Raw genomic sequence first — 25,777 nt, 5'->3', positions numbered from 1 at the left:
CGTCAGCCTTTCAGTCGTTTGGCTGCGTTCGACAGCAACTGCTCCGTCGCGCCGAACCCCAGGCAACCATCGGTGACGGATACGCCATAACGCAGGGCGGGGCTCAAAGGCTGGCAGCCCTCGAACAGATGGGACTCGATCATCATGCCGATCAAGGAGCGATCACCTTGCAGCCGTTGCTCGAGTACCTCGTTGAACACGTCGGGCTGGCGCAGTGGATCCTTACCGCTGTTGGCGTGGCTGCAATCGACCATGATTCGGCTCGGAATCTTCAAGCGATTCAGGTCGGCATGTACCCGGGCGACGCTTTCGCGATCGTAGTTCGGGCCTTGATGACCACCGCGCAGTACCAGATGAGTGTCGGGGTTGCCCGGTGTCTGAATGATCGCCGGGTGCCCTTGGCTGTCGACGCCGAAGTGTCGATGTGGATGGGCTGCCGAACGCATGGCATCGACGGCTACGGTTACGCCACCGTCGGTACCGTTCTTGAAACCGACGGGCATGCTCAGGCCGCTGGCCATTTCCCGGTGGATCTGCGACTCGGTGGTGCGTGCGCCGATGGCAACCCAACTGAGCAGGTCGTCGAAGTAGCCGGCAGCCATTGGCTGCAGCAACTCGGTAGCGATAGGCAGTCCCAGACGGATCATTTCAAGCATCAATTCACGCGACAGGGTCAGGCCGGCGGCCATGTCATCGCTGCCGTTCAGGTGTGGGTCGTAGGCAAGACCTTTCCAGCCAACGGTGGTGCGTGGTTTTTCGACGTAGGCGCGCATCACCAGCAGCATTTCGTTGCTGACTTCATGGGCCAGGCGGGAAAGCTTTTCCGCGTATTCGAGTGCGGAGCGTGGATCGTGAATCGAGCAAGGGCCGACGACGACCAGCAGGCGATGGTCTTCGCCATTGAGAATCGCGCGGACCGCCTGGCGGTGGGCTGCGACTTGCTGGGCGAGGGCATTGCTCAGGGGCAATTGCTGTTTGAGCTGCAACGAGCTGGGCAGACGCAGGGTCAGTGCTTCGTTGGCAGAGTTCAGGGTGGTCAGTGGCAGAGCAGAAACAGACGAGTTCATATTCGGAATTCCTGGGCTGGCGGCGGGTGCTTCCCGCTCACTCGGCCCTACTGGGGTGTTCGACAATTGGCCGGATTGGCTGCGTGTGTGTGCTTGCCACCTGTGGGTGACCGATCGGAGGCGGCAGGCTGTCCCGAGCGGAGGCTGCTAAATCGCCAGGCGGTAAAAGTGTCGTGACGGTAATAAGTGGCGTAGTTCATGTCGTGATTCCTCAAGTGTCTGGTGTGTTGCTGAAAAAGTTATGGGCCTGAAAAAACAAAACCCCCGGTCGGGAGGCCGACCGGGGGTTGAGAATTCTCTGGTAGGCGACCCGTTTTTATGGGCGCCGTGTGGGTATCAGGCGCGCCAGTGGCTAAACCAATACCCAAAATAAAAGCTCGCTGGAGCGCAAACGTCATTCGCCCGGGCAGCCGCAACCGAGCGCAGGGCGCTAGCGGAACGAAGCTGTGAGAGGGCGTTGAACATGGTCTGTCTCCGATGAATGCGCCGAGCTTACTAGAGGCCCATATGCCTGAGCAATCAGAAATTGCTATTGCTCATTCAAGGCGTTACCTATCGCTTGAGTGCCACGGACGTTGTGACACACTGCGTGTTTTGCATCACTCAAGGGATGAATAATGTCGACGTTCACCATCGCTGCCGCCCAATCGTTTTCCGTTGCTGGTGATCTGGCGGCAAACATCACCCGCCATTTGCGTTTCATGGCCACGGCGGCGGAGCAGGGCGTCGAGCTGCTGGTGTTCCCGGAGTTGTCGTTGACAGGCTACGAAGGCCAGATGGCCGCAGACCTGGCAATCGATCCGCAGGATCCGGTGCTGCAACCCTTGCGCGATTGCGCTCGCGAGCTTGGGCTGAGCGCCGTCGTCGGCATGCCGATTCGCCAGAAGGGTAGTACGCAGGTATTGATCGGCGCTCTGACGTTAGGCAGAGACGGCTCTCTAGAGGTTTACAGCAAACAACATTTGCACAGCGGCGAAGAGCTTTTCTATGCCCCAGGGACTGGTGGTTCGACCTTGCGCATAGGTCGCGACACCGTCGCGCTCGCGGTCTGCGCTGATTTTTCCCACTCCAGCCACGCGGCAGCGGCCGCCGGTGTTGGCGCCGACCTGTACGCAGCAGGCGTGCTGATTGGCGAAAAAGGCTATGGCGTGGATAGCGCAATACTGCAGGGCTATGCCCAAAGCCACTCAATGGCGGTGCTGATGGCCAATTACGCCGGGTTAACAGGTGGATGGCAGTCGGCGGGGCGCAGCGCGGTCTGGTCTGAAAACGGGGCGCTGGTCATCGCCGCGCCAGGCCCAGGTGAACTTCTGGTGATCGCTCGACGTGATGCTGGCGAATGGATCGGGCGGACAGTCCCTGTGACGGTGGGGCAATGACCTGCCATTTGCGTCGCGCTGAGCCGGATGATCGGGAATTTGCCCGCGAACTGACGTGCCGGAACATGCTGCGCTATTACATTGAGCGCGATTTGCTGTGGCAGGACGAAGCGTTCGATGTTGCCTGGAATGGTCGGGACAACTGGCTGATCATTCTTGATGAAGTTCTCTTGGGTTTTTTCAGCCTCAGTCGGGATCGTCGGGCGTTGTACATCCGCGAGCTGCAAATAACCGAGGCCTTTCGCAGGCAGGGCGCAGGATCCTGGGCGATTGATCAGGTTATCGCCATGGCCCGCACCGAAGGACTTCCGGCGCTGCGTCTGACAGTATTCAAAAATAATCCGGCACAAAGCCTGTATAAGAGAAAGGGCTTGATCAGGTGTGGCGAGGACGAGTGTTTCCTGAGGATGCAGCTCGATTTCGGTACACCTGTGCTCTGAAACCCACGGCCGGCAAGCCCTCGATGATGAATTGAAACTTTTTAAATGATGCTTGCCGCTAGGTCTGTCTGGCACTTTTTGCTAAGGTGTCCGGCATCCCAATAAGACCATATCGCGAGGTGTCTGCTTGATTAGGGTGCTAGTGGTCGATGACCATGATCTCGTTCGTACAGGCATTACACGTATGCTGGCCGATATCGATGGCTTGCAGGTGGTTGGACAGGCCGAGTCCGGGGAAGAATCCCTGATCAAGGCCCGTGAGTTGAAACCCGATGTATTCCTGATGGACGTCAAGATGCCCGGTATCGGCGGTCTTGAGGCCACGCGCAAGCTGCTGCGCAGTCATCCGGACATCAAGGTCGTCGCTGTCACTGTGTGCGAGGAAGATCCATTTCCTACGCGTCTGCTGCAGGCGGGCGCCGCCGGCTACCTGACCAAGGGCGCTGGATTGCCGGAGATGGTCCAGGCCATCCGGCTGGTGTTTGCCGGGCAGCGTTACATCAGTCCGCAGATTGCCCAGCAACTGGCGATCAAGTCGTTCCAGCCAACCAACGATTCACCTTTTGACGCCTTGTCCGAACGGGAAATCCAGATCGCGTTGATGATTGTCGGCTGCCAGAAGGTGCAGATCATCTCCGACAAACTCTGCCTGTCGCCGAAAACGGTGAACACCTATCGCTACCGGATCTTCGAAAAGCTGTCGATCAGCAGCGACGTTGAGCTGACGCTGTTGGCAGTACGCCACGGCATGGTCGATGCCAGCGCCTGATCATGACTGAAGCATTTGATCCCGGCGCCTTTCTGGCGACTGTCAGTGGGCGTCCCGGCGTCTATCGCATGTTCGACAGCGAGGCGCGCCTGCTGTACGTAGGCAAGGCCAAGAACCTGAAGAAGCGCCTTGCCAGCTATTTTCGCAAGACCGGGCTGGCGCCGAAAACCGCTGCGCTGGTCGGGCGTATCGCGCAGGTCGAAACCACCATCACCGCCAACGAAACCGAGGCGTTGCTGCTTGAGCAGACCCTGATCAAGGAGTGGCGGCCGCCGTATAACATTCTGTTGCGCGATGATAAGTCCTACCCTTATGTGTTTCTGTCTGACGGCCAGTTTCCACGCCTGAGCATCCACCGTGGTGCGAAGAAGGCCAAGGGCAAGTATTTCGGCCCGTATCCGAGCGCCGGGGCCATTCGCGAAAGCCTCAGCCTGCTGCAAAAGACCTTTTTCGTCCGCCAGTGCGAAGACAGTTACTACAAGAATCGCACTCGCCCGTGCCTTCAATATCAGATCAAGCGCTGCAAGGCGCCTTGTGTCGGCCTTGTCGAACCAGAGGTCTACGCCGAGGATGTGCGCCATTCGGTGATGTTTCTCGAGGGGCGCAGTCATGCGCTGACCAATGAACTGTCCACGGCAATGGAAGAGGCGGCGATCAATCTTGAATTCGAGCGCGCCGCCGAGTTGCGTGACCAGATTGCCTTGCTGCGGCGGGTCCAGGATCAACAAAGCATGGAAGGCGGCACGGGCGACATCGATGTCATCGCAGCGTTCGTCAATCCAGGTGGCGCCTGTGTTCATCTGATCAGCGTGCGCGGCGGACGAGTGCTGGGCAGCAAGAACTTCTTTCCTCAGGTCGGTATCGAGGAGGAGGTTGCCGAAGTCATGGCGGCGTTCCTCGGTCAATATTTCATCAGCAGTCCGGAACGCGACCTGCCGAGCGAGTTGATCGTCAACGTGGTTCCTGAAGACGCCACCGCCCTGATCGAAGCGATCCATGAGCTACGTGGTCGTGAACTGACCATCAGTCACCGGGTGCGTGGCACCCGGGCTCGCTGGCAGCAGTTGGCAGTCACCAATGCCGAACAGGCGCTGGGTGCACGCCTGGCCAATCGTCAACACACGGCTGCACGCTTCGATGCGCTGGCTGAAGTGCTGAATCTGGATGAGCCACCGCAGCGACTTGAGTGCTATGACATCAGTCACTCCAGTGGTGAGGCTACTGTCGCTTCCTGTGTGGTGTTCGGCCCGGAAGGCGCGATCAAATCCGACTATCGTCGTTACAACATTGAGGGCGTCACGGCGGGCGATGACTATGCGGCTATGCATCAGGCCTTGACTCGCCGCTTCAGCAAACTGAAGGACGGGGAGGGCAAGCTGCCGGACATCCTGCTGGTGGACGGCGGCAAAGGTCAGTTGTCGATGGCCCGTGATGTGCTCAACGAATTGGCGGTGCCGGATCTGATCCTGCTGGGTGTGGCCAAGGGCGCAACACGCAAGGCGGGTTTCGAAACTTTGTATCTTAATGATGCAGCGCATGAGTTCACCTTGCGCGGAGATTCGCCGGCACTGCATCTGATACAGCAGATTCGCGACGAAGCTCACCGCTTCGCGATTACCGGCCACCGTGCGCGGCGGGGCAAGACCCGCCGCACGTCAACGCTGGAAGGCGTTGCGGGCGTCGGGCCAACTCGTCGTCGGGACTTGTTGAAACATTTTGGTGGATTGCAGGAGCTGTCTCGTGCAAGCATCGAAGAGATCGCCAAAGCACCGGGGATCAGTAAAAAGCTCGCAGAGTCGATTTATGCAAACCTGCATAGCGAGTAGAATGCCAACTCACCTCGTAGCCAGTTGTGCCGATGAATATCCCTAATCTGATTACCGTTCTCCGCGTCCTGCTCATACCGATCTTCATTTTGTTGTTTTACCTGCCTTACCAGTGGAGCTATATGGCTTCCGCCTCGGTATTCGCTTTTGCCGCAGCAACTGACTGGCTGGATGGCTACCTGGCCCGCCGCCTGGAACAAAGCACGCCGTTCGGTGCGTTTCTCGATCCGGTTGCCGACAAGTTGATGGTGGCGGTCGCACTGGTACTTCTGGTGCAGGAACACGGCAACTTGTGGCTGACACTTCCCGCTGCCGTGATCATTGGCCGTGAGATCGTCGTATCGGCCTTGCGCGAATGGATGGCCGAACTCGGCGCTCGCGCGCATGTAGCGGTGTCCAATCTCGGCAAGTGGAAAACCGCGGCGCAGATGCTGGCGCTGGTGATCCTGCTGGCCAATCCGCGTGACTTCAGCTTCTGGGTCTTGCTGGGTTATGCCCTGCTGATGATCTCGGCGGGCCTGACATTGTGGTCGATGGTTCAATACCTGCGGGCCGCTTGGCCGCATCTGAAAACCGACGTTGAAAAGAAATAAAACTTTTTTGAATCAAAGGGTTGACGGGGCTTCTGAAATCTATAGAATGCGCCACACCAAGCGGGAATAGCTCAGTTGGTAGAGCACGACCTTGCCAAGGTCGGGGTCGCGAGTTCGAGTCTCGTTTCCCGCTCCAAGTTTGTACGCGGTTGTTGTTGTGCTACTAAACAGCGATCGTTTGAGGCCGAGTAGCAAAATGGTTATGCAGCGGATTGCAAATCCGCCTACGCCGGTTCGATTCCGACCTCGGCCTCCACTATAAACAAGCTCCGTAGATCCATGATTTACGGAGCTTTTTTATTTCCAGTGCGCTGCAAGATTTAGTCTTGAAATCAGCTACTGTGAACTTGCTTCACCGGGACGTGATGTATATATTTCCCGCTCTGCTTCACAAGGCTCAACATTGTCAGGTGTGCTGGTCGACTGACATGAGCACTACACCGCGCTACCGCCCGAATGGCGAAACTGGTAGACGCATGGGACTTAAAATCCCCCGCTCGTAAGGGCGTGCCGGTTCGATTCCGGCTTCGGGCACCATCTATATCAAGGGTTTGCGGGCGAAAGCTGAGGCAAACCCTTGTTTGTTTCCGGTCCGCAATTTTGGACTTGGTCCGCAATTCACTTGGTAGGCATGACCTTTTTGCCCTTGTGATTCAGCTGCTTCAACTCATTTGCCCTCAGGCCATGTCAAATCTCCTGCGCAGACTTCCGCGCCATGATTTGATCAAGATGGCATTTAGAGCGGGTTCGGCCAGCGCACGACGTTCTTCAGGCTGTGGGTTTGACACGGAAGGCCAAGTACACGGGCCCGAATGGGAAGGTACTGACTTCCAACTCGTCTAGAGGGGCGAGCGTACGGGTGCGGGTTCCGGCGTTGCTGTAGATCATGTGGCTGTTCGACGCTGCAATGTTGATCTTTCCGGCGGCAGCCTGAATTAGTGTCGCCTTGAACCCTTCAATCACATCGTCACCAATCGTCAGCGTGACGTCTGTGTCGCTAATGACCAGGATCGACTTACCTGAATCCGCCATGGTCAGGGGCCTGCTGCCGGTGATCGAGACATTGGTGTGAACGTGGCCGCCGGCGTGGTAGCTGACCATCCTCGGGTCGGCGAAGACGCGTGCGAAGGAGCCGACATAATTCACACTGGCGCGCATGTCATCGAATTGCTCGACCACATAGGTGCCGATGCTGCCCGAGACTTCGCCATTGGGGTCCAGAACCCACTTTCGCCCTACCATCAGCCCGATCTGGGTGTTGGCGCGTACTCCAGCGCGCATTTCTTCGAGAAAAAGTTGGCTGATCTGACCGCCACCGTTGCCCTGAACATAGGTAAATCGTGCAATGGAGTGGCTGTCTCCAGTCGGGCTGCCTTGGGTGGTATCGACTCGATAGTCGACAAAGTCTGCCGATACAGTGGTAGTCGTCGTGTTGGTGTTAGGCGCCCAGGTGAAATCCAAGGCTCTTCCGGTTTTCACCTGCTCCAGCGAGGTGGTGGTCTGTGTGGTAGTAGTCGAGCCTGACTGCTTCAAATCATCGTTCATGATGCTCATCCTTAAGTGAAGTGCGGTATGCCTGCTACTGAGCGGGGTTTTCATTCATCTGACAGGGGCAGGTGGAAGATTCGGCCTGCGCCGGGGACTAAATGCGCAGGCTGTACCAAGCCAGGCAGACGGTCTCCAGTTCTTCTGTAAGACATGTCAATTCGTCGTGAGTGATCATTCCGGATATTTGTAGTGCCTGGTTAAAGCTGATCGAACTGCTCTTCAGCGCAAGAAGCTGAATTTCATCTCGGGCCTCGCTGAGATACCCGAAGTTTGAGCGTGCCATTGCCATGACGGTAATTGCTTCAGTGGGCATAGCCTATTCGATCAATCATTAAAAATGAGAGGTTGCCAGCTATGGTCGCTGTTTAGCCATCAACCAATTGGCAGGGTGTCAATAGCGTGACCCCGATGCTTCTCGTCCAGGATGTTGCAATGCGTCTGCTGGAGCTACATTTCGACGATGTCGAGACCAGCATTGGTCATGCCCGTTGCGGACTCGACTGCTGAAGAGATTCTCCAGCAGGTGGATGGGAGGGTACTTAATCAGGTCGAGGTGATTACGTGAGCAAGGCCGCTTCACCCTCTTGAAAAATATTGTGCTGATTGGCAGGAAACAAAAAGCCCGGACGTATCCGGGCCTGTCGGAGGAATCACTCAGCGCGAATTTACTTCTTCCCGAGTCCGGGCAGACGCTCTTTCCCTACGCCGGCGAACCCAGCTGAAGAAAGCGTGAACCGGGTGTAAAAACGCTGCAAGCACGCACAGCAGCATGATGATGAAAATGGCGATCAGCGGGAGGCTTTCGTGCGAGAACATGGTGGGGTACTCCTGTAGGCACTATGTTGGAACCCGCAGGCTAGACGCATTGAGCCATGCTTGCGATGAACGTATGTTCATCCTCGGGCGCTTGAACTGTGCTAAGGAAGGACTCGCCAAAATGATCGATTCTGGAGGTGCGCAAACAGTCGTTGCGCAATCATCCATCGATCTTTTTCAATGCAGTAAGGTTTCGTAACGCGGTAAGCCGGCGACGTTCGGCGCCGGCCTTGGTTAAGGCCAACGCCGTGCGTGGAATGGATTAAGCAGGTGTCTTGTCAGCCGCGCTTGGGCAGTTTCCAGTTCGGGCGGATGAAGTGGCAGGTGTAGCCATTCGGTATCCGCTCCAGGTAGTCCTGATGCTCCGGTTCCGCTTCCCAGAACGGTCCGGCAGGTTCGATTTCGGTGACCACTCGGCCCGGCCAGAGACCAGAAGCGTCGACGTCGGCGGCGGTGTCCTCGGCGATGTCGCGTTGCTCGTCGCTGAGGTAATAAATCGCCGAACGATAGCTGGGACCGAGATCGTTGCCTTGGCGGTTGGGCGTGCTGGGGTCGTGGATCTGGAAGAAGAACTCGAGGATCTGCCGGTAGCTGATCAGGGCAGGGTCGAAGATGATTTCGATGGCCTCGGCGTGGTTGCCGTGGTTGCGGTAGGTGGCATTCGGCACCTCGCCGCCGGTGTAACCGACGCGGGTTTTCAGCACGCCAGGATAACGCCGCAGCAGGTCCTGCATGCCCCAGAAGCAGCCGCCGGCGAGAATCGCGGTTTCGGTTTGTCCGGTCATGATCTTTTTTGCCTCTCGGTGACTGTAGATACGGTTCTGGTTATGCGGGCGTGTTAGCTATTTGCAAGCCTGATTCAGGGTTACGAGCTGCTTGATCCGGTGTTTTCAACAAAAAGCCCTGACGATAAGGCCAGGGCATTGATGGGTTCGAGCTGAATTCGGGCAGTTCACATCGAGTGATGTACTACAAACACCACATCAAGCGGTTATACAAACGCTTGCCCGAAAAAGCCCCGTGGCAGGCGCTGTGGCCCGGCCAGCGCGGTCAGTCGTTCGATCCACTCCGTACGCCAGTTCGACGCACCGTGATCAGTCCCGGCATGGCGAGCCGCGCGCCGTGCTGCATTGCGCTGGGTTTTGCGCGCTTCCTTGTAGGCATCGGTGTTGCGGCAGCTGCGGCATTTGACGCGATTGAGTTCCAGGCTCGAGGCAAGGTTGTTGCCCTTGTGACCACAAGCCAGATGTCCGTCTGTTTTGAAATGGATAACCATGAACAGTCTCCTGGGTGACGTGTACAGGTTATGACCCCTCACGGCAGCAGGCGTTCGCTGTATCGGCCAAGCGGTAGGCCAGGAGACTGTCGTTTATCGCTGTGCAATCATCTGAAGCGAGGCAACGGCCGTTCGACGGGTTCTAGCGAAGACAGAGTGCGGCGGATCAGCGGCGTGTCTTTTTCGATGTCGTTAAGGCGATCACGGATGCGCAGGGCGGTCGGGTGCCCGCCTTGATGATCGACCCAGTCGGCGATTTCCTTGCAGGCCGCGGCAAGGCGCGCCTGACGGGAGTCGAGCAGGGTGAGGAGGGTGGTGATGGACTCTTTTTCGGACATGGAACACCTCCGTTCAGACAAACCGTTGAGAGGCAGCAAAAAGCTCGCGGGTTGCGAGCTGTCTGCCGTTGGGGCGCTGGTCCGTCAGCTGCCTTGAGTATAGACCCCGCCTGTCAATTGCATCAGCCGGCTGTTTGGCGCGCCAGCATTGGCGAGCTGGCCGCATTGAGCCGTCGGCATTCGTGTCGGGCCTCTTCCTCAAGGTCGTAGCCATCACCGATGAAGCCGCCGGTGCGGGTATCGTTGATCCGAAACCAGCTGCTGGACTCGGCGGGTTCATGCTGGCTTTCCCCGGCGCGCCGGCCGTGAATGATGATCTTGTTGCAGCGCTTCACGACAAATATGTCTTCCATGGCGTCACCACAGCAAATGGGTGTCAGATCAACTATAGAAGCCGTGGCTGATCGTGCAAAAAATAGACAGTCAGTTCGTCGGTTGCAGCCGCCATCCCTCGCGGTACCCATCCAGGCGATGCGTCGGCCTCAAGGCTTGCAGAAAGTCAGGATCGTGGGAAACCGCGACAATTGCACCGGGAAACGTCTGCAATGCCTGTTCGAAAGCTTGCACCGACGCCAGATCCAGATGATTGCTCGGTTCGTCGAGCAACAACAGTTGCGCGGGCGTCTTGCCCCACAATGCCACCGCCAGTGCGGCTTTCAGGCGTTCTCCACCGCTCAGTGAAACGCTCGGTCGGGTCACCCGTTGCGCGTCCAGTTGCAGATGAGCCAAGTGGCTGCGCAGTGCGCTTTCACTCAACGGGCTCTGCAGCGCGATCAGTTGCTCGATGACGCTGAGACCGTCGTCCAGCAACTTCAGATGCTGGTCCAGATAAGCCACGGGAACATGGGTGATGCATTCGCCGCTGGCGGGATGCAGTTGGCCCGCGAGCAACCTGAGCAACGTCGATTTGCCGCAGCCGTTCGGACCATTGACGGCGACGCGCACAGGACCACTCAGCGTGAGATTGAACGGTTGCGTCGGAAGCCATGGCACACACGCATCAATCAGCGTACAGACCCTACGCGCGGCAGGTATTGCGCTGCCGGGCAGGTTCATCATCACCACATCGTCCGGGAGCACGTTGGCGTAGGCATCACGCACCTGAGCGTCGAGCTCCGATTTGCGCTGCTGATGTCCATGCCGCACCTGGCCCATGATCTGCCTCGCGGCACCTTTGAGGCCTGCGCGCTCGAAACCCGAGACATTGGCGGTTCTGGCATTGCGCAGTGAGCGGGCAGCATGGCGCTGGATGGTGTCGTGTTCGTTTTGCAAGCGCTGCTGCTCGCGCCGGCGCTCGGTTCTGCTTTGATCCAGCGTCGCTTGCGCCGCCGCCTGATGGATCTGTCGTTGCTGCTGGTAAGTGGAAAAATTGCCGCCGTACACCGTGGCACCCCGCGGCGTCAGCTCGACGATACGCTGCATGCGCTCAAGCAATTGGCGGTCGTGGCTGATGACGATCAATCCGCCGCGCCAATGCTCCAGCCTGTTCATCAGCCAGTCGCGGCCGGGGCCGTCGAGATGGTTGGTCGGCTCATCCAGCACCAACAGGCGCGGCGGATTCAAAAATGCCCCGATCAACGCCAATCGCGCTTGCTGGCCGCCGCTCAGCGGTTGGGTCAAATCCGTGGGGGCGACGTCCGGCAGACCGGCGTCATCCAGCCATTGGCGCAGGCGTTCGGGCAGATCCCAGCGTTCGCCGAGGATGTCGAAATCTTCCGGCGACGCCTCGCCGCACTGCAACCGTTGCAATGCGCGAAGGGCGGCAGCGGTGCCCGTGGCGTCGGCCACGGTCTGTCCCGCGTCGGCGGTGAATGTTTGCGCCACATAGGCCAGGGGAACCGAGCAAGTCACGCTGCCGGCAGTCGGTTGCAAGTGTCCGGCAATCAGCTTGGCCAGCACGCTTTTACCGACGCCGTTGCGCCCGACGATTGCGGTGTGGGTGTGATCGAATTGCAGATTCAGCTCGTTGAAAATCGTCTCGCCATTAGCGAACTGAAAAGTCGTTTGATTCAGGGAGACGAGGGCAGGCGTACGCGAGACGTGAGTCATCGGCACCTCCGAAAAATGTCGTGAACACTGACAGGCGCTATTCAGCGCTTATCGCGATTACATTTTCAGAAGGCTTGATTGTTCACTTTCTGCGGTCGTCCTGAAGGGGGATAGGTGGCTAGCCTAGACCACCCATCCAGCGCAGATCAAGGCGCATCCATCATTTGCTCAAGAAACATCGCCAGCGCCACTTCCTCGGAGCGCAAGCCCTTGCGGACTCTCGGGCGTGGTAATTCGGCCAGCGCACCGAGCAGGAAACGCTCGACCACGGCCGGATGGATGTAGCACTTACGGCACACCGCCGGGGTGTTGCCCAATTGTTTGGAGACGCTCTTCACCATCTCCACCACATGCCGTTTCGCCTCGGTTTCCGACTCCCATTGCAGCTCGCGCAATACCGCCAGGGCCAGCGCACTGCCGGCCCAGGTTCGGTAATCCTTGGCAGTGAAGTCGGCGCCGGTGAGGGTTTTCAGATAGGTGTTGACGTCGTGCGAGCTTACGGTGTGTCGCTCGCCGTTTTCGTCCAGGTACTGGAACAGATTCTGTCCGGGGATTTCCAGGCAACGCTTGATGATGCGCGCCAGGCGCCGGTCTTTCACGGTGATCTGGTGTTCGATGCCGCTTTTGCCGCGAAACTGGAACAGAATCGCGCTGCCGTTGACCTCGACATGCCGGCTGCGCAGGGTGGTCAGCCCATAGGAGCGGTTGTCCCGTGCGTACTGGGTATTGCCGACGCGAATCAGCGTGGCGTCGAGCAGCGTGATGACGGTGGCCATCACCTTGTCGCGACTGAAGCCGGGAGCATCCAGCAGCGTTTCAAGCTGTTTGCGCAGTTTTGGCAGCGCCAGGCCGAATTCACGCAAGCGCGAGTACTTGTCTGCATCGCGCACCTCGCGCCAACGTGGGTGATAGCGATACTGCTTGCGGCCCCGGGCATCACGGCCAGTGGCCTGCAAATGACCACGCGGATCGGCGCAGATCCACACGTCGGTGTAGGCCGGCGGCACTGCCAGCGAATTGATCCGTTTGATCTCGTCGGGGTCGCTGATGCGCTGCCCGGTCGGATCGAAATAGACGAACTTGCCGCGCAGTTTTTTGCGGGTCAGGCCGGGTTGGGTATCGTCGACGTAATGCAGGTCGGGTGGGAGCACGTCGGCTGGCGCGGTGTCGGGCATGGCAGTGTCCTTGGCGAATCACTCTGTTACAGCGATTGACCGCGCGCCATGGCCGTCGTGCCAACGAATTCAGGCCAGCACGGCGACGGCCTTGATCTGCGCCCACAAATGCTGGCCCGGGTGTATGCCGAGCTGATCCCGGGAAAACCGCGTGATCCGCGCCAGCAGCGGCGTGCCGCCGGCATCGAGACGAATCAGCACATGCGCGGCATTGTCCGCCGCCAGCTCGCTGACCACGGTCACCGGCAAGCGATTGAGGATGCTGCTGGCCTCGCTGTTGTGCAGGGCCAGACTGATGTCCCGCGCATGCACCTTGCAGCGCAGGGCTTGGCCGACTGCCATGGGCGTGTGAGTCACGCGGATGTTCATGGCGGTGGCCGGCAATTGCAGGCTGAGCAACTGGTACTCGGCATCGTAGGCGCTGACCTGGCCTTCGATGATCACCCCGGCGTCATCGCCCATCGCCATTGGCAGATCCAGCCGGGCGAGGGTTTCGCCAATCGGGCCGCTGGCCAGGGCCTTGCCGTCGCTGAGCAACACCAGATGATCGGCCAGGCGAGCCACTTCATCTTGCGCGTGGCTGACGTAGAGCACTGGAATCTCCAGCTCATCGTGCAGACGTTGCAGGTACGGCAGGATTTCGTTTTTGCGCTGGCTGTCGAGGGCGGCCAGCGGCTCATCCATCAGCAACAGTTTCGGGCTGGTCAACAGTGCGCGGGCGATGCCGACACGCTGGCGTTCGCCGCCGGACAGGTGCTGCGGATGGCGCTCCAGCAAATGGCCGATGCCCAGCAGTTCGGTGGCCTGCGCCATGTCGACCCGACGCTGGGCCTTGGCGATGCGTTTGAGGCCGAACTGTAGGTTGGCCAGTACCGACAGGTGCGGAAACAGACTCGCTTCCTGGAACACATAACCGATTGAACGTTTGTGCGGCGGGACAAAAATTCGTCGCTCGCTGTCCTGCCAGACTTCGTCGTTGACCTTGATAAAACCCTGTTCGGCCCGCTCAAGACCGGCGATACAACGCAGGCAGGTGGTCTTGCCTGAGCCGGAATGACCGTAGAGCGCGGTCACGCCACGCCCTGGCAAATGCAGATCGACATCCAGGCTGAAACCCGAATAAGCGATTTTCAGACGTGCATCAATCATTGATCAGCTCCAGCCCGCGCGGGTCTTGCGGCTGGAGTAGAGCGCCAGCAACACCAGAAACGAAAACACCAGCATCGCCCCGGCCAGCCAATGGGCCTGGGCATATTCCATGGCCTCGACATGGTCGTAGATTTGCACCGAGACCACTCGGGTCTTGTCGGGAATGTTGCCGCCGATCATCAGCACGACGCCGAATTCACCGACGGTGTGCGCGAAGCCGAGGATCGCCGCGGTCACGAAACCGGGGCGGGCCAGAGGCAGGATCACGCTGAAAAAAGTGTCCCATGGATTGGCGCGCAACGTTGCGGCCACTTCCAGTGGGCGGGTGCCGATCGCCGAGAACGCGTTTTGCAACGGTTGCACCACAAACGGCATGGAATAGATCACCGAACCGATCACCAGCCCGGTGAAGCTGAAAGTCAGGGTGCCCAGGCCCAGCCACTGAGTGAAATGGCCGAGAAAGCCGTTGGGACCCATCGCCAGCAGTAGATAGAAGCCGATCACGGTCGGCGGCAGTACGAGGGGCAGGGCGACGATTGCGCCGATGGGGCCGCGCAGCCAGGAACGGCTGCGCGACAACCACAGGGCAATCGGAGTGCCGACGACCAGCAGGATAGCGGTGGTCAGGGACGCCAGTTTCAGGGTCAGCCAGATCGCCGCGAAGTCGGCACTCGTCAGCGACATTTAGAGCTGGTAACCGTAGGACTTGATCACCGCAGCGGCTTTCGGGCCTTTGAGGTATTCAACCAAGGCTTTGGCGGCGGCGCTGTCCTTGCCTTTGTTCAGAATCACCGCGTCCTGTTTGATCGGGTCATGCATGCTGGCCGGAACGATCCACGCCGAACCGCTGGTGACCTTGCCGTCCTTATAGATCTGCGACAGCGCCACGAAGCCCAGTTCAGCGTTGCCGGTGGACACGAACTGATAGGCCTGAGTGATGTTCTGGCCTTCGACGATCTTGGCTTTGGTCGCCTCAGTCAGCTTGAGTTTTTCCAGCACCTGAGTGGCGGCCAGGCCATATGGCGCGGCTTTCGGATTGGCGATGGACAGGTGCTGGTACTCGTTTTTCTTCAGGACTTCACCCTTCGAATCGACGTAACCTTCTTTCGCCGACCACAGTGCCAGGGTGCCGATGGCGTAGGTGAAGCGCGAGCCTTTGACGGTGTCGCCTTCTGTTTCCAGTTTTGCCGGAGTGGTGTCGTCAGCCGAGAGGAACACTTCGAACGGTGCGCCGTTCTTGATCTGGGTATAGAACTGACCGGTGGCACCGTAGGCGGCGACCAGTTTGTGCCCGGTGTCTTTTTCGAAATCGGCAGCAATTGCCTGGATCGGTGCTGTGAAGTTGGCGGCAACCGCCACCTGCACTTCATCAGCCTGAGCGGCGCCGAAAGCGAATACCGCCAGCAGGGAAGCCAGGCAGGTTGGGGCAAAACGTGAGGCACGAATGGTCATGTAACAGCTCCGTTATGGGCGAGTGCAGAGGGCAGTTATTGTTGTGGGTGGACTGCACCGATGCGAGGGGGTGAAACGCTATATAGCGAAATATATAGCGAAATGCCGCTAAACAGGAAGTGCTGTTGTATACAGGATGAAGCTGTGCCGCGCCTCACCCTGGATCGGATCAGCGACGGACCAATTTTTCCAGCGCGCCTTGCGCCAGTTCCTGGGTCAGTTCGGCGCTGCTCAGCTCCTTGCCCAGCGGGAATGCCTGACCGGCCCAGAGGTTACTGAATTGCGCTTCACTTTTGGCGCGCAATGGCATCAGCGCCCCGCCAGCCAGCGGGAACGCCGGGGCGATGGGCGACATCGGCCCGATTTCGCGCATCACCCGGTTGAGAATGCCGCGAGCCGGACGGCCGGTGAACAGGTTGGTCATCGCGGTTTCGCTCTCCTTGGCGGTACGCAGCGCCTGGTGATGCGAGGCACTGACTTTCGCTTCCGGGGTGAACAGATACGCGGTGCCCACCTGTACCGCTGACGCGCCGAGCAGCAACGCCGCGGCCACACCGCGCGCATCGGCGATGGCCCCGGCAGCGATCACCGGCACCTTCACCGCATCGACGATCTGCGGAACCAGAGCAAAGGTGCCGACCTGACTACTCAGGTCATCGCTGAGAAACATCCCGCGATGCCCGCCAGCCTCGTAACCCATGGCGATGATCGCGTCGCAACCGTTTTGCTCAAGCCACACCGCTTCATCGACAGTGGTGGCGGACGAAAGGATTTTCGCACCCGTGGCCTTGACCCGATCCAGCAAGGATTTCTCCGGCAGACCAAAATGAAAACTCACCACTTCCGGGCGAAACTCTTCCAGCACTTCGCACGCTCCCGCATCGAATGGCGCCCGGTTGGAAACCGGTGTCGGTGCGTCGAAATCGACACCCAGTTCGCGGTAGTACGGCTCCAGCAGGTTTTTCCAGTCTTGCGCGCGCTGTTCATTGGCGGCCGGTGGCTGGTGGCAGAAGAAATTGACGTTGAACGGCTTGCGAGTGTGCTCGCGAATGGTCTTCAGCTCTTCGCGCAACTGCTCGACGCTCAGCATCGCGGCCGGCATCGAACCCAAGCCGCCGGCGTTGCACACGGCGATCACCATGGACGAGTTCGTGGCACCGGCCATCGGGGCCTGGATGATCGGCAGCTCGATGCCGAGCAGGTCAAGGATGCGGGTGTCAGGCCATTGGCTCATGGAAGCGGTTCTCCGAACGATGAAGCGGGGCAGGGACGGCAGAACCGGTTTTTTAACAGCTAAACCGGCCCCAGGGCCAGTCCGATTTTTTCGCACACGGACAGTCGCGCGCCGTCAGCGTCGATGAAAACCGCCGCCACCGCCGCCTCCAAATGACCGGTTCATGACTTGCGAGGAATTGTGAAAGTTGTTGGTTCGCTGGTTGCCGAAGTTACGTGCGGCCGACTCGCGATTGAGGTTTTGCAACTGGGCATTGTTGTTGACCGGTGCCGTGCGAGTCGGGCTGCCCTTGACCATCGATTGCCAACCGTTGTCGGTTTTCTTGTAGACGTTGCCGTCGTGCCCGGCATAGACGTTGTCGCCCACTCGCGCGGCGCCGCCGTTACGTCCTTTCACGCCGCCATATTGTGTGGTCTTGTCGGTGTTGGGGTTGTACACCGCGCCACGATTGGCGGTGACCTGGGTGCCATTGCGAGCGTTGCCTGCGGTCACTTTTCCACCGGCGATGGCGCCGCCGTTCGGCCCGACCACCTCACCACTGCGCCCGGCCGCGTAATTGCCGTTGTAGACATTGTGTACGGCTCCGCGCTGGCCTGCGGCCGCAATGCCGGTGCGCGAGTTGTAGGAGGAACCGACCTGACCGGCCCAGCGATTGCCGGTCCAGGCGTTGTACCCGGCGCCATAGCGACTCACCGTCGCGCGGTCGCCCCACTGCCGATAAATGTTGCCGGTGGTGCCGGCCCAGCCACCTGGACCCCAGGCCACGGCGCCCCCGCGATAGCCGTAAGCGGCGCCGCCCCAGGCCAGCGGCGCGGGGTAGAGGCGCGGTCCCCAGGCGTAACCCCAGCCGTAATTGCCCCACCATGGATAAGCACCCCAGCCCCAACCCATCGCCACGGTGTTGCCGCCCCAGCTCCAGCCGAAGCCGAAACCGAAGGTCCAGCCAGTCCACGGCGTGTAGCGCATGGCGACGCCGAAACCGTAGGTCACCGGCGGCCCGTACCAGACGCTGCCGACCCACGGCGTGTAGGGATAACCGGTGCCGTAGACCACTACACCCGTGGCCGGATCCAGATTCGATCCTTGATAGCCGGGGGTGTAGCCCACCACCACGGTATCGCCGCTGGATTCATAGACTTTGACGTAGGTGAGGTAATGCATCGGTGAACTCGGCGGGATCGAATAGATCACCGCCGGTACGGAGCTGGCCACGGCCCAAGGCCCGTTAACCGAGGTAGCGGTGAACCAGATACCGTTTTCGACCGCATAGCAGCTGTCGCTGTCGACCCGAATGATCGGCGTCGCGCTGTTGACCACGTATTGCAGTGGCGCGCTGTTGATCGCCTTCAACTGCGGCTCGCCATCGAACTGCGGCGCGGTCATTTTCACTGCGCTTTTCTTGATCGCCGAGGTTTGTGGAATGGTTGCAGCGATCGCGGCTTCCCTGGCCTGTGGCGTGCCGGCGACCGACGCCTTGACGTTCTCTTTCGGGCTGTCATCCGGGATATTGGCGAAGTCTGCCGGCAGTTTGTCAGCCGGGGTGAAGGTCCATGGGCCTTGCATGTCAGCGGCGCGGAACCAGCGGCCGGAGATCAGCACGTAACTGTTCTGGTCGCCGATTTCCTTGAAGATATGCCCGGTGGTATTGCTCACATACAGCAGACGGGTGCCCTGTATCGGCAGCCACTGCGGCGCGCCGTCGGTGACGATCAGTTCAGTGGGCGTAGTGGCGATTAAGATTTTCGGTTGCGGTGATTTGGCCAGACTCGGAACCTTGTCTTTCGGATCGCTCTGGCCGGTCAGCAGATCGACCTGACGACTCTGAATCGCCGCCTGTTTGGCCTTCTCCAGATCGGCCGGTGGTGTGGCCAGGCGGGTGTATTCGCCGCTAAGGCTGTCAGCGGCCATCCAGCCATCCAGCCATCGAACACGTGCAGGTAGTGTTTGCCCTCGGCGTCCTTGAGCAATAGCGGACGGGTGTTGATCACCCGTTGCAGCCCGGTGCTCTCGACCGCCCGGTAGACGGCGTCGCCATCGATGTAGACGAGCAGGGCAGGGACGTCGGAACTGATGATCGCGGGCGGGGTATTTTCCAGTGGCGCGCTGTCGGCTTTCTGCTCTGCCGACAGCACGCTGACCGCGGCTTCGAGTTGATCGAGGGATATGGTTTTCTTGCGGCTTTCGGCATCTTTTTGCAGGGCTCCAAGCCAGACGTCGGCCTGACTGGCATCGGCGGGGAAGTCGGCCTTGATGATCTTGTATTGATCCAGCGCGACCCAGCGCGTGGCCTTGTCGACCAGCGTGTGCGCGCTGAACTGGACAATGCCGAAAGTGGGTTTGCCATCGGCTCCGGTGGCTTCGACGGCAGCGCGGGCATTGAGGGTGTAGCCATCCCAACTGTCGAGTTGCGGCTGATACACGGTGAGTCTGGCCTTGCCGCTGGTAATCACTTGCGGCCATGTCGGCGCGCTGCCCGCAGTGTCTTTCGTCGCAGGGGGGGAGGCTGCCCAAGTGTTGCCAATGATCAGCAGGCACAGCATCAGCATCGCTAGCAATGAGCGCGGGTAAGGCATTGTCAGCTCCATCGACAGGGGCCGCTTTCAGCAGGGATGACAGCGAAAGCACGACCGTCGAAAAAGCATAGCCGCCCGCTTCACAATTACTTGGCGGATTTGCGAATTGGCGCAAAGTCGGGTGGGGCAATGTGTTGCTTTGTGTTATTTCAGGGCACGAGGAATTGAATTCATTGATTGAGAGGCAGCCATGTTCAACGGCATTTTGATCGACAAACACGACAGCGGTTACCGCGCCAGCCTGCAGCAGATCAGCGAAGCGCAGTTGCCTGAAGGCAACGTGACGGTGAAGGTTGCGTACAGCACGCTGAACTTCAAGGACGGTCTGGCGATTACCGGCAGCAGTCCGGTGGTGCGCAAGTTTCCGATGGTGCCGGGGATCGATCTGGCGGGCACGGTGGAAGTCAGTTCGCATCCCGACTACCAGGCCGGTGATCAGGTGCTGCTCAATGGTTGGGGGGTGGGCGAAAGTCACTGGGGCGGGCTGGCGCAGAAGGCGCGGCTCAATGGCGACTGGCTGATTCCGTTGCCCAAAGCCTTTACCGCCGCGCAAGCCATGGCCATCGGTACCGCCGGCTACACGGCGATGCTGTGCATTCTGGCGCTGGAGCGTAACGGCGTGACCCCGGATCAGGGCGAAGTGCTGGTGACCGGCGCCAATGGCGGGGTGGGCAGTTTCGCCATCGCCTTGCTCAGCAAGCTCGGTTATCGCGTGGTGGCGTCCACGGGCCGGGTGTCCGAGCATGAGTACCTGAAACAACTGGGCGCCAGCGAGATCATCGACCGCGCAACCTTGTCGGAGCCGGGCAGACCGCTGGCCAAGGAACGTTGGGCCGGGGTGATCGATTCGGTCGGCAGTCACACCTTGGCCAACGCTTGCGCCAGTACCCGCGCCGAAGGCACGGTGGCGGCCTGCGGTTTGGCTCAGGGCATGGATTTTCCGGCGTCGGTGGCGCCGTTCATTTTGCGCGGCGTGACGCTGGCGGGGATCAACAGCGTAACTCAGCCCAAAGCGCGGCGGATCGAGGCCTGGGCGCGTCTGGCCAAGGATCTGGACTTCGCCCTGTTGCCATTGATCAGTCACGAAATCGCCCTGAGCGAGGCCATCGACGCGGCACCTGAGCTGCTTGCCGGACAGCTTCGCGGCAGGGTTGTGGTCGACGTCAATCGCTGACAAAGTAGGCGTCATTGCGGCCCGTGTGGCCGCATTTCTATTCAGGGAGCGGTAATTTCGATGGACTTGAAACGACAGCAAATCGACGCCTTCACCGTTGCCGGCCTGCGCGTGCGTACCACCAACGCCACAGAGCACCAAGCCGAAACCGCGAAAATCGGCCCGATGTGGGGCCGGTTTTTCGGCGAGGAGTTGGCCGAAACCATCCCGGGCAAGTCAGCCAACTCAGCCATTTATGGCGTGTATTCGGCTTACGAGTCGGATGCCTCGGGCGAGTTCGATGTCACTGCCGGCGTCGCCGTGAATGCCCCGACCAAAGACTTCGAGTCGGTCCTGATCGAGTCGGGCGAGTATCTGGTGTTCGAAGCGCAGGGCACGTTGCCCGACGCGGTCATCTCGACCTGGGGAAAGATCTGGAAGTTCTTTGAGGAGAATCCGCAGATCCAGCGCCGTTACGCTACCGACTTCGAGGCCTATACCGGCCCCGAGTCCGTGTCGGTCTGCATCGGCGTGCGCTAAGGCTGCGTTTCGCGCTCCAGCAGTTGGCGCTTGCGCTCTACGCCCCAGCGATACCCCGAGAGATTGCCATCGCTGCGCACCACGCGGTGGCAGGGGATTGCTACGGCAAGACGGTTGGCGCCACACGCCTGCGCCACGGCGCGCATGGAGGTCGGCGCACCAATGCGTTGAGCGATCTCGGCGTAACTGGCGGTGCGGCCCGCCGGGATTTCCCGCAGTGCCTGCCACACCCGTTCCTGAAACGCCGTACCGCGTACGTCCAGTGGCAAGTCGAGGCCCAGTGCCGGGGCTTCGATGAAACCCACTACTTTGGCGATCAACTGCTCGAATCCGGCATCGGCGCCAATCAGGTTGGCCTGACGGAACTGATCCTGCAGGTCGCAGACCAGTTGATGTGGATCATCGCCCAAGAGAATCGCGCACACGCCGCGTTCGCTTTGCGCCACCAGAATCGCCCCGAGCGAGCATTGGCCGACGGCAAAATGAATGTCGTTGTTGCGCCCGGCAGCGCGATAGTCTCCGGGCTTCATGCCCAGGACCTTGTCGGCTGATTCGTAAAAGCGACTGTTGGAGTTGAAACCAGCGTCGTACAGCGCATCCGTCACTGAGCCGCCACCCGCGAGCCGTTCCCGCACCCTGCGCGAGCGATGCGCCGCTGCGTAACCCTTGGGCGTCAGGCCGGTAGCGGCCTTGAACACCCGGTGAAAATGGAAAGGACTGAGGTCGGCAGCTTCGGCGAGCTCGCTGAGCGCGGGCGCCGTTTCGCAAGACTCGATCTGGCGGCAGGCCATCGCCACGGTCGCGGCGTGCTGGCTGGCGACGTCAGTCTGATCCTTGCTGGTGCGCTTGCTCGGGCGGTAACCCGCCGCCTCGGCGGCTTCGGCGTTGTCGAAGAATTCGACATTCTGCGGCTTGGGCAACCGCGACAGGCTGCTCGGGCGGCAATAGATGCCGGTGGTCTTCACCGCGTAGACAAACTGCCCGTCAGCCCGAGGATCCCGCGCAACGACGGCAGCCCAGCGTGGATCGGTTTCAACGTTGATGATTGGCGACAGCTTTTTCATGGCGAGTAGTCCGTTGACCTGTTTGATTCAGGTTAACCAGCGGCGATGTTCGTAACACTCCGGGCCTTGCGGTCAAACTTTTCAGGATCATCCGGCAACACGGAAAGTCAGGTTGATCCGCCGTTCGCCCAGACGCGGATGCTGGCCGGGCTTGATCGGCAGCACCCCGTGAAAACGCAGGCGATCAACGCCGCCCCAGATCACCATGTCGCCGTGCAGCAGAGGAATGCGCTGGCTCTTGTCGCTGCGGGCAAAACCACCGAACAGGAACATGGCCGGCAAGCCCAAGGACAGTGAGACGATCGGCGCGGCGTAGGCATTTTCGTCTTTGTCCTGATGCAAAGACATCTTGGCCCCGGGGATATATTGGTTGATCAGGCAGGAATCTGCGCGGAAGTCGGCAAATCCTGCATGCTGCGCCGCTGTCTGTGCCAGCTCGGACAGCACTTGAGGCATCGCAGGCCAGGGCTTGCCGGTCAACGGGTCCACCGCGCTGTAGCGATAACCGCTGCGGTCGGTGATCCAGCCCAGTGCGCCGCAACTGCTGGTGCCCACCGACATGCTGAAACCACCCGGCGTCATCATGTGACGCAACGGCGCTGCGGCGAGAACGGCATCCAGCGCCGGCAGCAGTTGATCGAGCACCGGCAGGGCGAAGCCGCGCAACACCCATGATTGTTCGCCGATCTGCTCGGCGCGGGGTTGTTGCTCGGGTTCGTGGTTGGCGAACAGGTCGAAGGTGGTCGGTTGCATGGTGTTCATGATGCGTCGTGAAAGATGATGCCCAGAGTATGCCGATTTCCGCTGTGCAGGCGACTGACGCCGTGACGCATGGTCACTCGATAATCGCCGCGTGTGCCGCTGACCGGGCGCTGGTTGACCGCGAATATAACCGCGTCACCCTTGTGCAGATCCACGACGTGTGGACGCGACTGCATGCGCGGGCGTTGCTCGGTCATGACGAACTCGCCGCCGGTAAAGTCTTGCCCCGGCGCTGACAGAAGAATCGCCACCTGCAGAGGGAAAACCAGTTCTCCATACAGATCCTGATGCAGGCAGTTGTAGTCCTGCGGGCCGTATTGCAACAGCAGTGGCGTCGGTCGCAACTGGCCGGCGGCGTGGCATTGCTGCAAAAACTCGGCAAGGGTTGCGGGAAATCGGACGGGCAAACTCATGCGTTCGTACCAGCGATTAGCCAACGGCATCAGGCGCGGGTATAGCGCGTTGCGCAGACGCTCGAGGGTGGTCGGAAGGGGATATCGAAAGTATTTGTACTCCCCGCGACCGAAACCGTGGCGGGCCATGATGACCTGCGAGCGAAACGGTCCGGTCTGTGAATACAGGGCGCTCAAGCGCTCACAGGCTGGCGCCGACAGCAGCGAACGGATGATGGCGTAGCCGTATTGATCCAGTTGCTGCTCCAGGCTGGGCCAATCGAGCGCATCCAGCCGTGACGGGGACATTGACATGCTGACTCCTGAACACTTGGTCTAGGCTGTCAGTCTGGGCAAGTCCCTGCGGCAGAACACCCCGCCGCTTGCGGTTGAATTCGACGGACTGCGTTACAGGGCTTTGCTGACGGCGATATCGCTGATCACGTCATCGGTCTGGCCGTGGATGGCATCCAGTGCAGCCTTGGCTTCTTCCACGGTGCCGTGCTCCAGTTGCGCGAACTCGAAGCGGCGTTCACCGTTGAGCTTGTATTTGATGACGTATTTGGTCGTTTGGGCCACGGTCGTACTTACCTTGTGTTAGGGCGACTCAGCTGAGTTTGGTGCTGGAGCGGCGGATGATCTTGATCGAGTGGGTCAGGTTCGGTTTGCGCGTGACGCTGATGGCGCGACGGCTGACGGTGTCGATGGTGATATTCCAGAAACCGGTGCTCGGCGCGGTGATGCGCGCAGGAAACTTGTCGAAAGCGCCGCCGTGGTAGGTGTGGCGTCCGCCATTCTTGAACGCGCGGAAGTTGGCGTCGTTCATCAAACGGATGTTGCAGGTTTGCGAGCATTGGATGACGACAATGTCGTCTTCGTTGAGGTGCTCGCGCTGGTGAATGAATTTCATGGGCGCCTCCAGAAGGGCTTTTTCTACTAAATCAAAACGATAGCATGTGCGATTGGCGCAGTTTATCAGCCCGAACGGGTTATTATCCCGCCGTCGAGCGCTGCTTTGACAATTAAAAACAGTTATTCGCGATTCGATGCGGGTTTAATGGAGTAAGCCTCGGAGAAAAATGGCATTACTGCTGTCCGAGGGTCTTTATGGGAGGTATTTGTATGAAGTGGGGTGTGGTGTGTCTGCCGTTGATGTTGGTCATGGGTGGTTGCGCGAGTGTTTCCGAAATCAATGAAACCTTGCCGACCATGAGCGTGATTTCCGGCAAGAAACCCCATGAGTATGCTCAGTGCCTTGCGGACAAGCTGGCCAACAGTCGTGGCGCGCTGCAGATGCAGCCGCACAAGGATGGCGTGCGAGTGATTGTCCCCGGGAAATTTTCCACTGGCGCGGCAGCGGTGTTTGATATCGACGACCGCTCCGGCGGCAGCAGCATCAAGCTGCATGAGCGCATGTCCAATGTGCCGATTCGCCCTCGTGACGTGCAAAACGCCGCCAATGCCTGTATTTCCGGCTGATAGAATAGCGGCCATCAGCACCGATGCCGTCACAGTCATGCTGTGACGGCATTTTCATTTCTGGAGTCGCGCATGAAGCGAGAGCAAGTACGGGAACGGCATGCAGAGGGCCTTATCTCTGCCACGCATGTCATTCAAAATCCGGCGAACCCGGGTGAGTGGATCGTTTTTTTCAAGAAGAGCGCCGGTCGCAGCTATTTCCTGGTGGACGATAACGACGAAGTCGAATCCTTTGCCCGGCTCGACGACTTGATCGAGATCGTGCGTGGGCTCGGGATCAAATTCGCCGAGATTCACATGTAGGGTCTATTTGCAGACCACCACCACGCTACGGTTTTTGTAGTTGCCGACATCGACCCCCAAAGTCTTGTCGCTTTCTTTGGGGGCCGGCGTGCCATCGGTCCCGACAATGCGATAACCGGTGCCGGCACAGGAGGCATCGGCCTTCTCATAGCAGGTGGCCCAGGAGTTGGCCTCGCCCGAGCAATCGATGGTCAGGCCCTGTTCGCCGTTGTTCAGGTAAGTGGTTTGCGAGGTGGCACAGCCACCCAGGGCCAATACCGCGATCAGCGGCAGCAATCTGTTCATGTTCATAGGTGTGTCGTCTTCAGCGATGGAGGGGCTAAACGCTCTGACAGCGCCGGAGTGAAAAGGTTATAGCGATTGGCCACTTGTTTGCGCTGGTGTGCCCGGCAGTCACAAA

General features: G+C 59.6%; 30 protein-coding genes and 3 tRNA genes. 12 read left to right on the top strand and 21 right to left on the bottom strand.

Annotation, left to right across the window (positions count from 1 at the left end; all coding sequences use genetic code 11):
* Nucleotides 1–2: 2 nt before the first annotated feature.
* Nucleotides 3–1,067: a 3-deoxy-7-phosphoheptulonate synthase gene (locus tag M0814_RS00615; protein WP_103486478.1), complete on the bottom strand. Its 1,065-nt coding sequence runs from the start codon at nucleotides 1,065–1,067 to the stop codon at nucleotides 3–5.
* A 617-nt stretch (nucleotides 1,068–1,684) separates the two neighbouring features.
* On the opposite strand from M0814_RS00615, the gene M0814_RS00610 reads away from it, so the two are divergent.
* The 8 genes from M0814_RS00610 (at nucleotide 1,685) to M0814_RS00575 (ending at nucleotide 6,611) form a co-directional block, all read left to right on the top strand.
* Nucleotides 1,685–2,446, top strand: a complete 762-nt coding sequence (locus M0814_RS00610) for a carbon-nitrogen hydrolase family protein (RefSeq protein WP_103486479.1) — start codon at nucleotides 1,685–1,687, stop codon at nucleotides 2,444–2,446.
* Complete coding sequence (locus M0814_RS00605) at nucleotides 2,443–2,886, top strand: GNAT family N-acetyltransferase (protein ID WP_103486480.1); 444 nt, start codon at nucleotides 2,443–2,445, stop codon at nucleotides 2,884–2,886. Before M0814_RS00610 ends, M0814_RS00605 begins: the two co-directional genes overlap by 4 nt.
* Before the next feature lie 127 nt (nucleotides 2,887–3,013).
* The gene (gene uvrY / locus M0814_RS00600) at nucleotides 3,014–3,655 is read left to right on the top strand and encodes a UvrY/SirA/GacA family response regulator transcription factor (protein WP_247868451.1); all 642 of its coding nucleotides are present in this window, start codon (nucleotides 3,014–3,016) and stop codon (nucleotides 3,653–3,655) included.
* Between the two features lie 2 nt (nucleotides 3,656–3,657).
* Nucleotides 3,658–5,481 carry an excinuclease ABC subunit UvrC gene (gene uvrC / locus M0814_RS00595; protein ID WP_103486481.1) on the top strand — a complete coding sequence of 608 codons (1,824 nt, stop codon included), beginning with the start codon at nucleotides 3,658–3,660 and terminating at the stop codon, nucleotides 5,479–5,481.
* A gap of 32 nt (nucleotides 5,482–5,513) precedes the next feature.
* Entirely contained in the window at nucleotides 5,514–6,074 is a 561-nt protein-coding gene (gene pgsA / locus M0814_RS00590; RefSeq protein WP_003225417.1) for a CDP-diacylglycerol--glycerol-3-phosphate 3-phosphatidyltransferase, read from the top strand.
* A gap of 60 nt (nucleotides 6,075–6,134) precedes the next feature.
* A tRNA-Gly gene (locus tag M0814_RS00585) sits at nucleotides 6,135–6,210 on the top strand.
* 46 nt (nucleotides 6,211–6,256) lie between these two features.
* Nucleotides 6,257–6,330: transfer RNA gene (locus tag M0814_RS00580), tRNA-Cys, on the top strand.
* A gap of 194 nt (nucleotides 6,331–6,524) precedes the next feature.
* Nucleotides 6,525–6,611 (top strand) — tRNA-Leu (locus tag M0814_RS00575).
* Nucleotides 6,612–6,842: 231 nt separating this feature from the next.
* On the opposite strand, the gene M0814_RS00570 is transcribed toward M0814_RS00575, so the two are convergent.
* From M0814_RS00570 to M0814_RS00505, 14 genes are all read right to left on the bottom strand, one after another.
* The gene (locus M0814_RS00570) at nucleotides 6,843–7,619 is read right to left on the bottom strand and encodes a hypothetical protein (protein WP_247868450.1); all 777 of its coding nucleotides are present in this window, start codon (nucleotides 7,617–7,619) and stop codon (nucleotides 6,843–6,845) included.
* 97 nt (nucleotides 7,620–7,716) lie between these two features.
* On the bottom strand, nucleotides 7,717–7,935 hold the full coding sequence (locus M0814_RS00565) for a hypothetical protein (RefSeq protein ID WP_045122476.1): 219 nt from the start codon (nucleotides 7,933–7,935) through the stop codon (nucleotides 7,717–7,719).
* Between the two features lie 781 nt (nucleotides 7,936–8,716).
* A complete protein-coding gene (gene msrA / locus M0814_RS00560; protein ID WP_103485138.1) occupies nucleotides 8,717–9,223 on the bottom strand; it encodes a peptide-methionine (S)-S-oxide reductase MsrA in 507 nt (168 codons plus the stop codon).
* Nucleotides 9,224–9,429: 206 nt separating this feature from the next.
* Nucleotides 9,430–9,714 (bottom strand): hypothetical protein, encoded by a 285-nt coding sequence (locus M0814_RS00555; RefSeq protein WP_103485137.1) that lies wholly within the window; start codon nucleotides 9,712–9,714, stop codon nucleotides 9,430–9,432.
* Between the two features lie 107 nt (nucleotides 9,715–9,821).
* Entirely contained in the window at nucleotides 9,822–10,052 is a 231-nt protein-coding gene (locus M0814_RS00550; RefSeq protein ID WP_003225412.1) for a hypothetical protein, read from the bottom strand.
* A 122-nt stretch (nucleotides 10,053–10,174) separates the two neighbouring features.
* Nucleotides 10,175–10,405: a hypothetical protein gene (locus tag M0814_RS00545; RefSeq protein ID WP_103485136.1), complete on the bottom strand. Its 231-nt coding sequence runs from the start codon at nucleotides 10,403–10,405 to the stop codon at nucleotides 10,175–10,177.
* 70 nt (nucleotides 10,406–10,475) lie between these two features.
* Entirely contained in the window at nucleotides 10,476–12,101 is a 1,626-nt protein-coding gene (locus M0814_RS00540; protein ID WP_103485135.1) for an ABC-F family ATP-binding cassette domain-containing protein, read from the bottom strand.
* 146 nt (nucleotides 12,102–12,247) lie between these two features.
* Complete coding sequence (locus tag M0814_RS00535) at nucleotides 12,248–13,276, bottom strand: DNA topoisomerase IB (RefSeq protein ID WP_103485134.1); 1,029 nt, start codon at nucleotides 13,274–13,276, stop codon at nucleotides 12,248–12,250.
* Nucleotides 13,277–13,345: 69 nt separating this feature from the next.
* A complete protein-coding gene (modC, locus tag M0814_RS00530) occupies nucleotides 13,346–14,425 on the bottom strand; it encodes a molybdenum ABC transporter ATP-binding protein (RefSeq protein ID WP_103485133.1) in 1,080 nt (359 codons plus the stop codon).
* A gap of 3 nt (nucleotides 14,426–14,428) precedes the next feature.
* Nucleotides 14,429–15,109 carry a molybdate ABC transporter permease subunit gene (gene modB, locus M0814_RS00525; protein ID WP_003225407.1) on the bottom strand — a complete coding sequence of 227 codons (681 nt, stop codon included), beginning with the start codon at nucleotides 15,107–15,109 and terminating at the stop codon, nucleotides 14,429–14,431.
* Nucleotides 15,110–15,877: a molybdate ABC transporter substrate-binding protein gene (gene modA, locus M0814_RS00520; RefSeq protein WP_003225406.1), complete on the bottom strand. Its 768-nt coding sequence runs from the start codon at nucleotides 15,875–15,877 to the stop codon at nucleotides 15,110–15,112.
* Between the two features lie 169 nt (nucleotides 15,878–16,046).
* Nucleotides 16,047–17,111 (bottom strand): nitronate monooxygenase, encoded by a 1,065-nt coding sequence (locus M0814_RS00515; protein ID WP_103485132.1) that lies wholly within the window; start codon nucleotides 17,109–17,111, stop codon nucleotides 16,047–16,049.
* 114 nt (nucleotides 17,112–17,225) lie between these two features.
* Complete coding sequence (locus M0814_RS00510; RefSeq protein ID WP_247868449.1) at nucleotides 17,226–19,019, bottom strand: autotransporter; 1,794 nt, start codon at nucleotides 19,017–19,019, stop codon at nucleotides 17,226–17,228.
* Complete coding sequence (locus tag M0814_RS00505; RefSeq protein WP_247868448.1) at nucleotides 18,911–19,684, bottom strand: hypothetical protein; 774 nt, start codon at nucleotides 19,682–19,684, stop codon at nucleotides 18,911–18,913. Before M0814_RS00505 ends, M0814_RS00510 begins: the two co-directional genes overlap by 109 nt.
* Before the next feature lie 190 nt (nucleotides 19,685–19,874).
* Here M0814_RS00505 and M0814_RS00500 point away from each other — a divergent pair, with 190 nt between their 5' ends.
* Both M0814_RS00500 and M0814_RS00495 read left to right on the top strand, forming a co-directional pair.
* Nucleotides 19,875–20,858 (top strand): MDR family oxidoreductase, encoded by a 984-nt coding sequence (locus M0814_RS00500; protein ID WP_103485131.1) that lies wholly within the window; start codon nucleotides 19,875–19,877, stop codon nucleotides 20,856–20,858.
* Nucleotides 20,859–20,918: 60 nt separating this feature from the next.
* On the top strand, nucleotides 20,919–21,377 hold the full coding sequence (locus tag M0814_RS00495) for a GyrI-like domain-containing protein (protein ID WP_103485130.1): 459 nt from the start codon (nucleotides 20,919–20,921) through the stop codon (nucleotides 21,375–21,377).
* Here M0814_RS00495 and ada read toward each other — a convergent pair.
* The 5 genes from ada to M0814_RS00470 form a co-directional block, all read right to left on the bottom strand.
* Entirely contained in the window at nucleotides 21,374–22,441 is a 1,068-nt protein-coding gene (gene ada, locus M0814_RS00490; RefSeq protein ID WP_103485129.1) for a bifunctional DNA-binding transcriptional regulator/O6-methylguanine-DNA methyltransferase Ada, read from the bottom strand. The genes M0814_RS00495 and ada overlap by 4 nt on opposite strands.
* A gap of 87 nt (nucleotides 22,442–22,528) precedes the next feature.
* The gene (gene alkB / locus M0814_RS00485) at nucleotides 22,529–23,194 is read right to left on the bottom strand and encodes a DNA oxidative demethylase AlkB (protein WP_103485140.1); all 666 of its coding nucleotides are present in this window, start codon (nucleotides 23,192–23,194) and stop codon (nucleotides 22,529–22,531) included.
* Between the two features lie 5 nt (nucleotides 23,195–23,199).
* Nucleotides 23,200–23,910, bottom strand: coding sequence for a 2OG-Fe(II) oxygenase (locus tag M0814_RS00480; RefSeq protein WP_103485128.1), 711 nt, complete (start codon nucleotides 23,908–23,910; stop codon nucleotides 23,200–23,202).
* A gap of 93 nt (nucleotides 23,911–24,003) precedes the next feature.
* Nucleotides 24,004–24,174, bottom strand: a complete 171-nt coding sequence (locus tag M0814_RS00475) for a hypothetical protein (RefSeq protein ID WP_177434752.1) — start codon at nucleotides 24,172–24,174, stop codon at nucleotides 24,004–24,006.
* Nucleotides 24,175–24,202: 28 nt separating this feature from the next.
* Complete coding sequence (locus M0814_RS00470) at nucleotides 24,203–24,505, bottom strand: DUF1883 domain-containing protein (protein ID WP_003225394.1); 303 nt, start codon at nucleotides 24,503–24,505, stop codon at nucleotides 24,203–24,205.
* Between the two features lie 212 nt (nucleotides 24,506–24,717).
* Between M0814_RS00470 and M0814_RS00465 the strand changes: the two genes are divergently transcribed.
* The gene (locus M0814_RS00465; protein WP_003225393.1) at nucleotides 24,718–25,074 is read left to right on the top strand and encodes a hypothetical protein; all 357 of its coding nucleotides are present in this window, start codon (nucleotides 24,718–24,720) and stop codon (nucleotides 25,072–25,074) included.
* A 72-nt stretch (nucleotides 25,075–25,146) separates the two neighbouring features.
* The gene (locus tag M0814_RS00460) at nucleotides 25,147–25,377 is read left to right on the top strand and encodes a hypothetical protein (RefSeq protein ID WP_003225391.1); all 231 of its coding nucleotides are present in this window, start codon (nucleotides 25,147–25,149) and stop codon (nucleotides 25,375–25,377) included.
* A 3-nt stretch (nucleotides 25,378–25,380) separates the two neighbouring features.
* Here M0814_RS00460 and M0814_RS00455 read toward each other — a convergent pair whose 3' ends face one another.
* On the bottom strand, nucleotides 25,381–25,668 hold the full coding sequence (locus M0814_RS00455) for a hypothetical protein (RefSeq protein ID WP_003225390.1): 288 nt from the start codon (nucleotides 25,666–25,668) through the stop codon (nucleotides 25,381–25,383).
* Between the last annotated feature and the right edge of the window lie 109 nt (nucleotides 25,669–25,777).

This window comes from Pseudomonas sp. MWU12-2020, from assembly GCF_023100605.1.
Taxonomy (GTDB): Bacteria; Pseudomonadota; Gammaproteobacteria; order Pseudomonadales; family Pseudomonadaceae; genus Aquipseudomonas; species Aquipseudomonas fluorescens_H.
Note: the sequence above shows the minus strand (reverse complement) of the source record. Positions and strands in the feature narration are given on the sequence as shown.